We start from the raw sequence: 14,193 nt of genomic DNA on the forward strand, positions 1-14,193 counted from the left end.
TCCTGAACTGCGTCCGATGGACCGGACGCCGGGCGAGGGAGGACTGGCGGGAAGCGCCAGGGGAGCTTCGCGAACGTCGGACGGCCTCGTGAGTCGCAGTCGCGAACTCGAGGCCGTCTCGTTCGGTGCGATTACGGACGCCGACGACGCCGAGTCGACCGTCCAGTGGGCCGCGCCGGACGGCCTCGAGATCGCCGGCCGGGGCGTCGCCGCACGGATTACCGCCAGCGGTCCGAACAGATTCGACCGCATCCAACGGCAAGCAAGGCGGACGTTCGCCGCGCTCGATCACGACGGGCCGGCCGTGGCACGGCCGCGAGCGTTCGGCGGGTTTTCGTTTCACGACGGCCACGATCCGAAATCGGGGCCGCCCTGGACGGGATTCGACGCGGCCGCGTTCGTGATCCCGCGCGTGCTCGTCACCCGAAGCGGGACCGACACCTGGCTGACGGTCGTCGCAAACGAGGCCGATGCGGCCGACCGTCTGCTCGCGGACTGGGACGAGCGGTTGACCGAGCGTCCCGCGATGCGACCGACCGGCTCGAGACCGGGGGTCGACTCGACCCGGCGGACGACCTCCCCCGAGGAATGGACCGCGCAGGTCGAGGCTGCACTCGAGCGCATCGACGACGGCCGCCTCACGAAGGTCGTTCTCGCGCAGGCACTCTCGGTTGCGCTCGCGGAGCCGATCGACGTCGCCGCGACCCTCGAACGCCTGCGCCGGCAGTACCCGAACTGTTACCGGTTTCTGTTCGGCGACGGGACCGGGACGTTCTTCGGTGCCCCGCCCGAACGGTTGGTTTCGAAACGCGGGGACCGCGTCGAGACGGAGGCGCTCGCCGGCTCGATCTCCCGCGGAGAGACCCCCGAAGCGGACGACGAACTCGCGGACCGGATGCGAAACAGCGAGAAAGTCCAGCACGAACACGACCTCGTCGCCGAGGCGATCCGCGAGCAACTGGAGCCGCTCGCGAGCGATTTCGTCGTTCACGACCGAACGATCCGGCGACTGGCGACGATCCAGCACCTCCAGACACCGATCGAAGCGACGCTCGAGAGGGATCGCCACGTTCTCGACCTCGTCGAAGCGCTCCATCCCACGCCCGCGGTCGGCGGCGTCCCGCCGGAAGCGGCTCTCGAGACGATCCGCGAGACGGAGACGTTCGACCGCGGGTGGTACGCCGCACCGGTCGGCTGGTTCGACGCCGCCGGCGACGGCGAGTTCGCCGTCGGCATCCGGTCGGGGATCGCGACCGGCGAGACGGTGACGCTCTTTGCGGGCAACGGCATCGTCGCCGACAGCGATCCGACCGAGGAGTGGGACGAGGTACAGCTGAAGTACCGTCCGATCCTCGACGAGCTCCGGAACCGATGACCGCGCCGAACAGGGCGACGCTGTGGGGTCGTATTCTCGTCGACGAACTCGCGAACGGCGGTCTCGATGCCGTCTGTATCGCGCCCGGGAGCCGGTCGACGCCGCTGACGGTCGCCTTCGCCGAACACCCCGATATCGAGACGTACTCCCACCTCGACGAGCGCTCCGCGGCGTACTTCGCGCTCGGCCGGGGGCGTCGCACCGGCGAGCCGACGGCGCTGGTCTGTACGTCCGGGACGGCGGCGGCGAACTTCCACCCCGCCGTGATCGAAGCGGCTCAGGCGCGGGTACCGTTGCTCGTGTTGACGGCGGATCGGCCGCCCGAACTCCGTGACAGCGGTGCGAACCAGACGATCGACCAGACCAAGCTCTACGGCGACGCCGTCCGGTGGGACGCCGAGCTTCCGGAGCCCGAAGCCGACGAGCGGAAGGTCCGGAGCCTCCGGACGACCGCCGCGCGGGCGCTTTCGGAGACCGTCGGCGTCGAGCCCGGTCCCGTCCACCTGAACTGTCCGTTCCGGAAACCGCTCGAGCCGCTGGACGTTCCCGGGGACGTCCCGGACGCGTTCGCGGATACCCTCGCCGGATCCGGCCGGGAGGGTGCGTTCGTCGCTACCGACCGGGGGCGTCGAACGCTCGATCGCGAGGCCGACTCGATTCGGACGCTCGCCGACGCGCTCGAGGCCGCCGAGCGGCCGCTGATCGTCGCCGGCCCCGCGGACCCGCGTGACCTGCAGGAACTCGAGCCAGAGACGGTGGTGACACTCGCCGAGCGACTCGGTGCGCCGATCCTCGCGGACCCGCTGTCGGGACTGCGATTCGGGGTCCACGTCCCCGGCGAAGACGCCGGCGACGGCCGGATCTACGGGGGGTACGACACCTACGTCGACGCGTTGCCCGACCCCGACGTCGTCCTTCGGTTCGGTGCCTCTCCGACCTCGAAACCGCTGCGACACGCGCTTCGCGACGCCGATGCGCGCCAGTTCGTGATCGATCCCGCGGGCGCGTGGCGCGAAGCGACGTTCACCGCGACCGATCTGCTCGCGGCGACGCCTGCGTCGGTTATCGGGGCCACGCTCGAGATCCTCGAATCCGGGACGAACGCCCACGCAACGGCGGCGGACGAGTGGATCGCCCGGTTCGACGCCGCCGAGCGCCGCCACTGGGCGGTCCACGAGGGAGCGATCGATGACCTCGAGTCCGATCCCGTGGAGGGAGCGGTCCTCGCGTCGGCGTTCGCGCAGGCTCCGGACCCGGGGACGGTGTTCGTCTCCAACAGCATGCCGATTCGCGATGCCGACCGGTTCGCTCGCCCTCGTTCGGCAGACCTGACGGTGCTGGCGAACCGCGGTGCCAGCGGTATCGACGGTATCGAAAGCACCGCCCTCGGTGCCGGCAGCGCGACCGATGACCCGCTCGTGCTCGTGACCGGCGATCTCGCGTTCTACCACGACTCCAACGGACTGCTCGCGGTCGATCGCTGCGGTGTCGACGCGACGATCGTCCTGCTGGACAACGACGGCGGCGGGATCTTTCACCAGCTCCCCATCGAAGAGTTCGAGCCGCCGTTTACCGACCAGTTCAAGACGCCACACGGGCTCGAGTTCGACGCCCTCGGCGACCTCTATGCCGTCGAGTTCGAACGCGTCGCCCCCACGGAGTTCGACGACGCCTATCGCCGTTCGCTCGAGGCGACCGGGACGCAGGTGCTGTGGGTTCCGTTCGACTCGGAAGCCAGCCACCGGCGACGGGACGCGCTCGAGAAGCGGGTTACGGACGACCTCGACGATTCGGACTCGTGACCAATGCGGGCGGGATTCACAGTCGTGGCCGCAACGCCCACCAGACCGCGAGGGCGTAGCCGAAGGGGATCCAGACGAATCCGAGTGCGAGCAACCCGCGCAGCGACAGCAGTTCCGTCGGGGCGATCAGGAACAGCCCGACCGGGACCAGTACGCTCCAGCACCCAAAGACCGCGGTTGCGATTCGGGGGATCGTCAACAGGTAGCCCGCCAGCACGAGCGTACAGCCGGCGACGATGGCGTTGACGACCGTCGGAAAGAGCGGGGTCAGACTCGAGAAGAGCAACAGCGGATAACAGAGCCAGATACAGCCAACGGTCACCGCGGTTCCCGTGTCGATCGGCCGCCCTTCCCACTCGATGTCGACCTCGTCGTCCCAGCCGTGGACATCATATTGGGAGTCGGAGCCGTCCGTCGGTTCCGCGTCCCGCTCGGAACGGGTTGCGTCCGTACTCGTCGCCGTCGTTCGGGACGGGCCGGAAGCACCGTTCCCGCCGGCCCCGAACGGCCACTCGGCGCTCGATCGTTGACGGTCGGTTTTTCGTCGCCGCTGGTCGCGGTGCCGTGCGTGGTGACTTCGAGTGTGTCCGCCGGCGGCCGTCCCGGTTCGGTGGCGTTCGGAGCGACCGGTCGTTCCTCGGTCGTTCCCTCGAGGCTCTCGAGCGTCCCGTGTGGCGGACGCGTTCGTCGCGTCCGAACGCGTTGCGGTACTCGTTTCGCTCCGGTTGCCCAGATCGTCGGCCCCTGATCGGTCACTCGGGCCGGACTGCTGGACGAATCGGACGTAGGCGTCGTGGCCGAGTCGATCGTACCGCGCCCGCTCGGTCGCGTCGGTAAGCACCGACTCGGCGGTGGAGACGCGATCGAATTGCTCGGCGGCGTCGGGGTCGTCATTATGATCCGGATGTGTCTCGAGGACGCGTTCGCGATACGCCGCGGTGATCTCGTCCTGACTGGCGTCCGGATCGACGTCGAGGACGTCGTAATACGTCTCCCCCATCGAACGTCCGGTCGTTCGACGCCCCCGACCAAAACCCCTAGGGCTAGCTGACAGTCACTCGCCGTCTTCGCGAGAGCGGCCGTTACATCCGCGAGGGGGGTGTGCCATCAACTGTATGTATCGCTATCTGCGATACAGAATCGCTCGTGGGACGGGGTTCGATCGACAACCGTTTTCCGGCTTCACGTCCGCCACAGTGTTTTCGACGCGCCGTCGCGGACGCGAACCTATTTCATCTATCGCCGACCAACCACGAGCCAATGGTTTCGGAACTGTTCGACGCGGAGCAGTGGGAGCCGATCGACGGATTCGATTTCCGGGATATCACCTACCACCGGGCGGTCGACTCCGGAACCGTCCGGATCGCGTTCGACCGGCCCGAGGTCCGCAACGCCTTCCGTCCGGGGACCGTCGACGAACTGTACGACGCCCTCGAGCACGCAAAGCGCCAGACCGACGTCGGCTGTGTGCTGCTGACCGGTAACGGTCCGTCGCCGAAGGACGGCGGGTGGGCGTTCTGTTCCGGCGGCGACCAGACGATCCGCGGCGAGGACGGCTACCAGTACGAGGGCGACGAAAAGCGGGCGTCGGAACAGGGACGGCTCCACATTCTCGAGGTCCAGCGGCTGATCCGACACATTCCGAAGGTCGTCGTCTGCGTCGTTCCCGGATGGGCCGTCGGGGGCGGCCACTCGCTGCACGTCGTCTGCGACCTCACGCTCGCGAGCGACGAGCACGCGAAGTTCCTCCAGACCGACCCCGACGTCGCCAGTTACGACGCCGGGTTCGGGTCGGCCTACCTCGCCAAGCAGATCGGCCAGAAGAAGGCCCGCGAGGTGTTTTTCCTCGGCAAGACCTACGACGCCGAAGAGGCCGCGGAGATGGGAATGGTCAACGAGGTCGTCCCCCACGAGGATCTCGAGGAGACGGCCCTCGAGTGGGGTCGCCGGATCAACGCCAAGAGCCCGACGGCGATGCGGATGCTCAAGTACGCGTTCAACATGACCGACGACGGCATGATCGGCCAGCAGGTCTTCGCCGGCGAGGCGACTCGACTGGGCTACATGACCGACGAGGCCAAGGAGGGACGTGACGCCTTCGTCGAGGGACGCGAGCCGGATTTCGACGAGTTCCCCTGGCACTACTGAACGGCGGCTTGGAGTCCCGATCAGTAACCCTCTTCGAGCCTGAAAGAAAACACTTTGAGGATAAGCCACGGTGGATTGAGACGACGACGGCCGGTCCCATCACTGGGGCCGGACGACCGCTCGAGAGCGCGGCGGTGGCGGCCGTCGTGGCTGCCCGTCTCGCCCGACGGTAACGGACGCGCGACACCCATACGACTATGCCGGACCGGATCAACACTCCCATCGATCGACGGACGTTCGTACGACGAGCAGGCGTGATCTCGGGGACAGTGGCCGTTGCGGGCTGTTCAACCGACGACGGGGATTCCGACGACCCCGGGGACGAAGACGACGGAACGGAAACGACCGACGACGGGGGCGAGGATTCTTTCGGGCCGCCGATTCGGACCGTCGAGGACCCGCCCGATGCGGTCTATCTCCCGACACACCGCGAATCGATGCGCACCCTCGAGCCCGTCGAGGCCGGCGAGTATCTGCTCGCCCCGATGCTTTCCTATCCGCACCCGTTCTGGATCGTCACCGGGGCCGGCGAGCGCGAGGGGACGGTCGAACGCGTCGAGGTCGATAGCGGCCACGGCGTCCACCTGATGGTTACCGTCTGGGACGCGGAGACGGGGATCGTCCTTCCCGTCGACGAGGGGGCCCGGATTACGATCGAACGCGACGGTGATCAAGTCGGTCCCCCGCACTCACCGTGGACGATGATCTCCCAGCAGATGGGGTTTCACTTCGGCGACAACGTCCCGCTCGACGGCGACGGTACCTACACGGCCACCGTCGAACTCCCGCCGCTCTCGGTACGGAAAACCGGCGCGCTCGAGGGGCGACTGACCGAACGAGCCACCGCGAGTTTCGAGTTCGTCTACGACGACGACTTCCGCGAGGCGGTCATCGACGGCGTCGAGTACTTCGATCAGGACCGCTGGGGCCGTCCCGGTGCGCTCGAGCCGATGGGACACGGTGAGGATGGCGATCACGGGAGCGGGTCGATCCCGTACTCCGCGCTGCCGGAACTCGAGGACTACCCCGGGACCCTGCTGGTCGATCCGGACGCCGACGCTCGGCCCGACGACACGACCGCGCTCCCCCGAAGCGGCGACGCGGCGATCCTTGCAGTGTTGTTCGACGCCGGAACGCGACTCGCCGACGGCGACGAACGGTATCTGCTCGTTTCGCCACGAACGCCGTACAACCGCGTGCCGCTTGCGGACATGTCGCTCCACGCATCCGTCGAACGCGACGGCGAGGTCGTCTCGGAACTCCCCCTCGAGCAGACGATCGACGGCGAGTACGATCACCACTACGGCGAGTCGATTCCGGACGTACGTCCCGGTGACTCCGTGACGATCACGATCGAGTCCCCGCCACAGGTCGCTCGCCATCAGGGGTACGACACGGCGTTTCTCGAGATGCCGCCGGTCGAACTGACCGTTCCGGCGGCGGCGAACGGGGGCGACTGACCGATCGACGCTGCTCGGCCGCAATGCCAACGTTGACACTCTCTCGAGTGGGACACTCGAGCAAATGAGTACAGCCGAGGTCGAACCGTCACGGACGAAGGCGTGGGTGATGGCTGCACGCCCCCAGACGCTGCCCGCTGCGGCGGCTCCCGTCATCGTCGGCACGGGGCTTGCGGTTCGTGAAGGAGTCTTCGCGCCGCTTCCCGCGGTGATGGCCTTCGTCGGTGCGGCGCTGATCCAGATCGGGACGAACTTCGCCAACGACTACTACGACGCGATCAAGGGGGCCGACACCGAGGACCGGGACGGGTTCACCCGCGTCACCCAGTCCGGGCTCATCTCCGCCGAGCGCGTCAAACTCGCGACGATGGTGACGTTCGCGCTGGCGATCCTGTCGGGCACCTATCTCGTCTACGTCGGCGGACTGCCGATCCTCGTCATCGGACTCGTGAGCGTCCTCTGTGGGTGGGCCTACACCGGCGGCCCGTATCCGCTCGGGTATCACGGGCTCGGCGATCCGTTCGTCTTCGTTTTCTTCGGGATCGTCGCCGTCACGGGGACCGTCTACGTTCAGGCCGCCGCCTTCGTGGACCCGCTGATAACGACGGTCCCTCCGGGGACGGTCACGCTCGAGGCGGTCGTCGCCAGCCTCCCCGTCGCCGGCATCTCGACGGCGATCATCGTCGTCAACAACGTCAGGGACAGGGAAACCGACGCCGAAGCCGGAAAGCGCACGCTCGCCGTCCGCCTCGGCTACCGATGGAGCCGTCTCGAGTACGTCGGCCTGCTGGCGCTCGCGTACCTCGTGCCGGTGTGGTTCTGGCTCGAGACGGGCGTCGGGCCGGCCGTGCTTCTCCCGCTCGTAACGGTACCCTACGCCGGACTGCTCGCCCGAACCGTCTGTACCAGAACCGACGGCGAGGCGCTCAACCCGGCGCTCGAGGGAACCGGAAAACTGCTCGCGATCCATGCCGTGCTCTTTGCCGCGGGGCTGGTGATCGGATGAGTTCGGAGCCGCCCCTCTCCCTCGAGTACCGGTCGTTCTCGCTCCCGCTTTCGACGCCGCTCGAGACGGCAAGCGGAGCCATCGAATCCCGCGACGGGTTCCTGATCCGGATCGCCGACGGCGACACCGCCGTCGGCTACGGCGAAGCGACGCCGCTTCCGGGCTGGACCGAATCCCACCCGGACTGCGAAGCCGCGCTCGAACGCGCCCGAGAGGCGATCCGGACGGGCGGGCCGAGCGCGGCGCTGGAGGCAGTCGACCGTCACGTCGCGGCGCGACACGCGATCTCGCTCGCGCTCGCTGATCTGCAAGCGACCCGGGATGCGACGCCGCTGTACCGGTATCTCGGGCACGGTCGCGGGCCGATGATCGGCCGGGTGCCGGTGAACGCGACGGTCGGCGACGGGTCCCCGGACGAAACCGCCGCCGAGGCGAGCGACGCCGTCGCCCGCGGGTTCTCCTGTTGTAAGTTGAAAGCCGGCCGTCGAAGCGTCGACGAGGACATCGAGCGCGTGCGTCGGACTCGCGAGGCGATCGGTTCCGACGTCGAACTCCGGGTGGACGCCAACGAGGCGTGGACGTTCGAGGAGGCCGCGACCGCGCTCGACGCATTCGCCGATCAGGGGGTCTCGATCGTCGAGCAGCCGCTTCCGGCAGGGGCGCTCGAGGGCCACTCGGATCTCCGGGCCCGAACGGACGACGTCGCGATCGCGCTGGACGAAGGGTTGCTCGAACACGGCGTCGATGCGATCTGTGAGGCCGACGCCGCCGACGTCGTTGTTTTGAAACCGATGGCGATCGGGGGTATCGACATCGCCCGCAAGATTTCGGCGTGGCTGGCCGAACTCGAACTCACGCCGCTTGTCACGACGACGATCGACGGCGTCGTCGCTCGAACGGGTGCGGTACACCTCGCGGCGGCGATCCCGGACGTTCCGGCCTGCGGGCTCGCCACGGCGTCGTTGCTCGCCGAGGATCTCGGCTCCGATCCGGTGTTGCTCGAGAACGGCTCGGCGGTCGTGCCACAGGCGAAGGGGCTCGGCGTCGACGGGGTGTGGGAGGAATGACCGGCCTCGGAACGCCGATGGAATGGCCGACGCGCGATCTCCTCTCACACCGGACCAGGGCCACGCCGCGGAAGCCGGCGCTGATCGACGTCGAAACGGGGATCGAGTGGACGTTCGCGGACTTCGACCGGCGGGTCGACCGGGTCGCGGATGCACTCGAGTCCGTTCGGGGCGAGCGACTCGGCGTCGTGATGGACACCCGTCCGGCCTTCGCGACGGTCTTTTTCGCCGCGATGCGGACGGGAACGACGGTGATCCCGCTGAACGTCCGCGAGACGGCGGGGGAACTCGCCTCGAAAGTCGAACGGACCGCTCCGGTCGCCATCGTCTGTGAGCGCCCGACCGAGTCGGTCGCACTCGAGATCACGGACGCCCTCGATCGATCGGCGAGTCGACCCCCGATCCTGTCCGTCGACGAACCGACCGCCGACCCGGTCCGATCGCTCCCGGCCGGCGTGGACGATCGGACGGGTTCGAACGACCGAGACACGGCACCGTCGGTCGAGCCGGCGTCCCTCGAGCGCGACGAGACGCAACTGATCATGTTCACGTCGGGAACGTCCGGCGAGCCGAAGGCCGTTCGGCTGACCGTCGGGAACCTCGTCGCCAGCGCGACTGCCTCCGCGTTCCGACTCGGCGTCGATCCCGACGACCGGTGGCTTTGCTGTCTCCCGATGTACCACATGGGCGGGTTAGCACCCGTCGTCCGGTCGATACTGTACGGGACGACCGTCGTGATACAGCGAGGGTTCGACGCCCGCGAGACCGCCCGCGTGATCGACGAGGACGACATCACCGGCGTCTCGCTCGTGCCGACGATGTGCAAGCGCCTGCTCGATGCGGGTTGGAACCCCCCGGAATCGCTCCGGTTCGTTCTGCTCGGGGGTGCGCCCGCCTCGAGCGAGTTGCTCGAGCGGTCTCGAGCCGCCGGCGTTCCCGTCTATCCGACCTACGGGATGACCGAGACGGCCTCGCAGATCGCGACGGCGACCCCCGAGGAGACGCGCACTCACGAGGGAACGGTCGGAACGCCGCTCGTGGTGACCGACGTGACCGTCGTCGGCGAGGACGGCGTTCCCGTCGATCCCGGCGAGCCCGGCGAACTCGTCGTCTCCGGGCCGACGGTAACGCCGGGCTATCTCGACCCCGAGCGGACCGAGGCCGCGTTCGGCGACCACGGGTTACACACCGGTGACGTCGGGTACCGCGACGCGGACGGCCGGCTGTGGATCCGCAACCGGCGCAGCGACCGCCTCGTCACCGGCGGCGAGACGGTCGACCCGGGCGAGGTACTCGAAGTGTTGCGGTCGCATCCACGCGTCGAGGACGCCTCAGTCGTCGGACTCGAGGACGATGAGTGGGGCGAACGCGTCTCGGCGCTCGTCGTTCCCGCCGCCGATACTGACGGGACCGCGAGCGCCGAGGAGCACCGCTCGATCGACCTGTCGTCGGTGCTCGAGCACTGCGACGAACACCTTGCAGGATTCAAACGCCCGCGAACGATCGGCGTCGCCGACGCGTTGCCCCGAACGGCCTCCGGAACGGTCGACCGAGCGGCCGTTCGCGACCGCCTTCTCGAGGACGGCATCGACGAACGCGACCGTTCATGACCGGCCGGACTTCCGGCGCGTTCCGCCGCCGGACTCGGAGTTAAGACGCTGGCGTCCCTATCGTGACGCGTGTGTACGCTGACGATCGCCTGGCGAGTGTTCGAGGACGCACCGGTCGCCGTCGCCGCCAACCGGGACGAAGCGCTCGAGCGCGACTCCCTGCCGCCGGACATCTATCGGGACGACCCGCTCGTCGTCGCCCCACAGGACGCCGAAGCCGGCGGCACGTGGATCGGCTACAACGAGTTCGGCGTCTTCGCCGGGATCACGAACCGGTGGATCGACGCCGACCTCGCCGGCGAGCGGTCGCGAGGGCTGCTCGTCGCCGACGTCCTCGAGGCCGGATCGGCGGCCGAGGCGGCGTCGATCGTCGAGGAGGCGACCGCCGCCGACGAGTACGCTGGCTTTAACCTCGTCATCGCCGACGCGACGGACGCGGTCTGCTTCCGGTGGGACGGCGACCTCGAGCGCACCGCGTTCGAGCCCGGGGTTCACGTCGTGGTCAACGCCGCCGTCGACGACGACGCGGACGTTCCGGACGGGCGAGCCGACGCCGCTCGAGCACAGGCACGAAACGCCCGTTCCGTTCGCCGTGCCCTCTCGACGGGGCCTGACGAATCCGTCACCGACTGGCTCGAGCGGGCCGGAGCCGTCCTCGGCGATCACGACTACGGCGTCTGTCTCCACCGGGACGGGTTCGGCACGCGGTCGTCATCGTTGCTGGCTATCGGGTCCACGACCCGCTACTGGTTCGCGCCGGGGCCGCCGTGTCGGACCGCGTACGAACCGGTCGAACTCGGCGACGGGACCGAAGCCTCCCGCGACGCCGGCATCGACCTCGAAGGGCACATTTAAGCGGCTCGGAACAACTCATACGTACATGGACGCACTCCTGCCAGTAGCGACGAGCACGGAGAGGTGGTCACCGTGAGCGTTTCCGCGACCGAAGCCGAACTCTCCGACGACGAGCGGGCTGGCCTCGAACTCGTCCGCGAGACCGGCGGTATTCACCAGAGCGACTTCTGGAAGGAACTCGACGTCTCCTCGCGAAAGGGGAGCCGGATCGTCGAGTCGCTCGTCGAGAAGGGCCTCGTCGACCGCGAGGAGACGGTTTACGACGGGCACAACACCTACTACATCATGCCGACCGCTCGCGATCTCGATTTCACGCTGTTGATGGCCGGCGACATGCTCTCGCCGTTTATCGGTGAGGAGGAAGTCGACCCGAACAGCGACGCCTTCTCGCAGTGGATTATGAACCTCGCCTACGAGGAGTAAGCGGCCGATCCCCGCCGGTTCGTCATTCGTACTGGCCGAACCGTTCGATCAACACGAACGGGTCGCGTTCCCGATTATAGTAGGGGACATCCCCGTCGATCGCTTCGATGATCCGTCGATGGACTTCTCGTGCGGCCCGTCCCTCGTCCGGCTCGAGGTGATGCCGGCCGCGCATGTCGGTCCAGAACCTTCCGTCGAGCCAGAGGAGCGTCTCGCGGTTGGACTGGTAGATGACCGTCCCCTGTTCCGTGAGTCCGTCGAGCGCCAGCTGCCGGCCCGAGAGTTGCACTCTGGCGAGGACGGCGATAAGCTGCCGACGGGAAACCGGCGCGTGCAGTGCGACGTCGTCGATGGTATCGCCGAAATAGTCCTCGACGAGATCGCACGCTCGCGAGAACTCGTCGAACTCGACTTCGGCTTCCCGATCCTGTTGGATCTTCATGACTGTCGACGGTTGCCTCGGTGTCGGAGTATTGGCAAAATCACTATAAAAACCTACCCCTCCGACGCGCGACTCGTGTCGCGGCCTCAGGCGAGGGCGCTTGCAGCGCGGATCAGGCGCTCCTCGCCGAACGCCGGTCCGACGAGTTGCAGTCCGACCGGGAGGCCGTCGGTCTCGCCGGCAGGGACCGAAATCGCGGGGAGGTCCGCGAGGTTGACCGGGACCGTGTTCGCGTCGGCCAGATACATCTGAAGCGGATCGTCGAGGCTCTCGCCGAGTTCGAACGGCGGGACCGGCATCGTCGGCGAGGCCAGTACGTCCGCCTCCGAAAGCGCCTCGTCGAAGTCCTGTTTGACCCACGCTCGCGCGTCCTGTGCCTTCTTGTAGTACTTGTCGTGATACCCCGCCGAGAGGGCGTAGGTCCCGAGCAGGATTCGCCGCTTGACCTCGTCGCCAAAGCCCTCCTTGCGGGTTTGGGCGAACGTCTCGTTCCAGTTGCCCTCGGCGTCGCTCGAGTGGCCGTACCGGACGCCGTCGAACCGGGCGAGGTTCGAGGACGCCTCCGACATCGCGATCACGTAGTAGGCTTCGACGGCGTGTTCGACGGACGGCAGGCTGACCTCGTGGTACTCGGCACCGCGGTCCTCGAGTTCCGCGATGGCGTCCCAGAACGTCTCGACGACGCCGTCGTCGGCCCCGTCGAGCAGTTCGGTCGGGACGCCGATCGAGAGTCCGTCGACGTCGCCGGTGGCGGCGTCGGCGTAGTTCGCCTCGTCGCCGGCGTCGTGTGTCGTCGCGTCCCGCTCGTCGTCGCCGGCGATCACGTCGAGCAACGCGGCGGCGTCCTCGACCGTCTCGGCGAACGGCCCGATCTGCTCCAGACTGTTCCCGTAGGCGACGAGTCCGTACCGGGAGACCAGCCCGTAGGTCGGTTTGATACCGACGACGCCACAGAAGGCGGCCGGACAGCGGATCGAGCCGCCGGTATCGGAGCCAAGCGCCAGATCGGCGTCCCCGGCGGCGACGGCGGCGGCCGACCCGCCCGAAGACCCTCCGGGAACGTGGCCGGGTGCGGCGGGGTTGTCCGTCGATCCGAAATACGAGGTTTCGGTCGTCGTCCCCATCCCGAACTCGTCCATGTTCGCCTTCCCGACGATCGTCGCCCCGGCGTCTTTCAGCCGCTCGACGACCGTCGCGTCGTAGGGCGGGACGTACTCCTCGAGCATCTTCGAGCCGCAGGTCGTCCGGACGCCCGCGGTCGAGATGTTGTCCTTGACGGCGACAGTCCTGCCGGCGAGCGGTCCGTCGGCCGCTCCCTCGATCGTCTCCTCGGTAATGAAAACGTTCTCAGCCATGATCAGGAAACGTTCGGCCCTTTGAAGTATCCGTCCTCGGCTTCGGGCGCGTTCCGGAGCGCTTCCGCGCTCTCGAGCGAATCGCGCTCCTCGTCCGGGCGCATCACGTTCGCGAGGTCCGCCTCGCGGTCGACCGACGGAACCTCGTCTAGCGTCTCGAAATACTCGAGGATGTCCGCGAACTGCCGCGTGAACTGGTCGACCTCGTCGTCGTCGAGGTCGACGCGAGCCAGCTCCGCGACGTGGCGGACCTCCTCGGGACTGACGGCGTCGTCGCTCATACCTGTTCGAACCGGCTTCCGGAGAGTAAGGGTTTCGATACCGACGGCTCGACGTCCCCACCGGGACGACGGTAGCCGTCGGTCCGGCAGTCGGCCGTTCACCCGCGCGTACGATCGCAGTTTTTAAGTTGCGGAGATCCCTCACTAGGGAGCACGACAGAGCGTTTTCAGCGACGTTTCGTTCGGGTCCAAGACAATGACTGACTCCAGTATTCGAACTCGCAGCGACGAGCGGCCCCGCGCCGAGCAATCGGAGTCGACCGAGCAGGCGGACGAGCGCGAGGAGTGTCCGGAGTGTGGCGGGCGGTTAGTATCGGACACCGAGCACGCCGAGACCGTCTGTGAGGACTGTGGCCTGGTCGTCGAGGC

General features: G+C 67.8%; 14 protein-coding genes. 10 read left to right on the forward strand and 4 right to left on the reverse strand.

Going from position 1 to position 14,193, the window contains the following annotated elements; all coding sequences use genetic code 11:
• Positions 1-16: 16 nt before the first annotated feature.
• Together TX80_RS11520 and menD are read left to right on the forward strand one after the other, a co-directional pair.
• Entirely contained in the window at positions 17-1,375 is a 1,359-nt protein-coding gene (locus TX80_RS11520; protein WP_049923288.1) for an isochorismate synthase, read from the forward strand.
• Entirely contained in the window at positions 1,372-3,177 is a 1,806-nt protein-coding gene (menD, locus tag TX80_RS11525) for a 2-succinyl-5-enolpyruvyl-6-hydroxy-3-cyclohexene-1-carboxylic-acid synthase (protein WP_049923289.1), read from the forward strand. The genes TX80_RS11520 and menD overlap by 4 nt, the downstream gene beginning before the upstream one ends.
• Positions 3,178-3,193: 16 nt before the next feature.
• Here menD and TX80_RS11530 read toward each other — a convergent pair whose 3' ends face one another.
• Positions 3,194-4,177: a J domain-containing protein gene (locus TX80_RS11530; protein WP_049923290.1), complete on the reverse strand. Its 984-nt coding sequence runs from the start codon at positions 4,175-4,177 to the stop codon at positions 3,194-3,196.
• 260 nt (positions 4,178-4,437) lie between these two features.
• Between TX80_RS11530 and TX80_RS11535 the strand changes: the two genes are divergently transcribed.
• From TX80_RS11535 to TX80_RS11565, 7 genes are all read left to right on the forward strand, one after another.
• Positions 4,438-5,325, forward strand: coding sequence for a 1,4-dihydroxy-2-naphthoyl-CoA synthase (locus TX80_RS11535; RefSeq protein ID WP_049923291.1), 888 nt, complete (start codon positions 4,438-4,440; stop codon positions 5,323-5,325).
• Positions 5,326-5,522: 197 nt separating this feature from the next.
• Positions 5,523-6,785 (forward strand): DUF7350 domain-containing protein, encoded by a 1,263-nt coding sequence (locus tag TX80_RS11540; protein ID WP_049923292.1) that lies wholly within the window; start codon positions 5,523-5,525, stop codon positions 6,783-6,785.
• Between the two features lie 64 nt (positions 6,786-6,849).
• Positions 6,850-7,791, forward strand: a complete 942-nt coding sequence (locus TX80_RS11545) for a 1,4-dihydroxy-2-naphthoate polyprenyltransferase (RefSeq protein ID WP_049923293.1) — start codon at positions 6,850-6,852, stop codon at positions 7,789-7,791.
• Positions 7,788-8,858, forward strand: coding sequence for a mandelate racemase/muconate lactonizing enzyme family protein (locus TX80_RS11550; RefSeq protein ID WP_049923294.1), 1,071 nt, complete (start codon positions 7,788-7,790; stop codon positions 8,856-8,858). Before TX80_RS11545 ends, TX80_RS11550 begins: the two co-directional genes overlap by 4 nt.
• Positions 8,855-10,468: an o-succinylbenzoate--CoA ligase gene (gene menE / locus TX80_RS11555; RefSeq protein ID WP_049923295.1), complete on the forward strand. Its 1,614-nt coding sequence runs from the start codon at positions 8,855-8,857 to the stop codon at positions 10,466-10,468. The genes TX80_RS11550 and menE overlap by 4 nt, the downstream gene beginning before the upstream one ends.
• A gap of 69 nt (positions 10,469-10,537) precedes the next feature.
• The gene (locus TX80_RS11560) at positions 10,538-11,323 is read left to right on the forward strand and encodes an NRDE family protein (RefSeq protein WP_049923296.1); all 786 of its coding nucleotides are present in this window, start codon (positions 10,538-10,540) and stop codon (positions 11,321-11,323) included.
• Positions 11,324-11,395: 72 nt separating this feature from the next.
• The gene (locus tag TX80_RS11565; protein WP_049924059.1) at positions 11,396-11,746 is read left to right on the forward strand and encodes a helix-turn-helix transcriptional regulator; all 351 of its coding nucleotides are present in this window, start codon (positions 11,396-11,398) and stop codon (positions 11,744-11,746) included.
• Positions 11,747-11,768: 22 nt separating this feature from the next.
• Here the strand turns inward: TX80_RS11565 and TX80_RS11570 are convergent, their stop codons facing one another.
• From TX80_RS11570 to gatC, 3 genes are all read right to left on the reverse strand, one after another.
• Complete coding sequence (locus TX80_RS11570) at positions 11,769-12,188, reverse strand: hypothetical protein (RefSeq protein ID WP_049923297.1); 420 nt, start codon at positions 12,186-12,188, stop codon at positions 11,769-11,771.
• A gap of 86 nt (positions 12,189-12,274) precedes the next feature.
• Complete coding sequence (gatA, locus tag TX80_RS11575) at positions 12,275-13,543, reverse strand: Asp-tRNA(Asn)/Glu-tRNA(Gln) amidotransferase subunit GatA (RefSeq protein WP_049923298.1); 1,269 nt, start codon at positions 13,541-13,543, stop codon at positions 12,275-12,277.
• 2 nt (positions 13,544-13,545) lie between these two features.
• Positions 13,546-13,824 (reverse strand): Asp-tRNA(Asn)/Glu-tRNA(Gln) amidotransferase subunit GatC, encoded by a 279-nt coding sequence (gene gatC / locus TX80_RS11580; RefSeq protein ID WP_049923299.1) that lies wholly within the window; start codon positions 13,822-13,824, stop codon positions 13,546-13,548.
• A gap of 196 nt (positions 13,825-14,020) precedes the next feature.
• Between gatC and TX80_RS18680 the strand changes: the two genes are divergently transcribed.
• A partial coding sequence (locus TX80_RS18680) for a TFIIB-type zinc ribbon-containing protein (protein ID WP_326544634.1) occupies positions 14,021-14,193 on the forward strand: 173 nt, incomplete at its 3' end.

The sequence above is a fragment of the Halopiger djelfimassiliensis genome (genome assembly GCF_000455365.1).
GTDB classification, from domain to species: Archaea; Halobacteriota; Halobacteria; order Halobacteriales; family Natrialbaceae; genus Halopiger_B; species Halopiger_B djelfimassiliensis.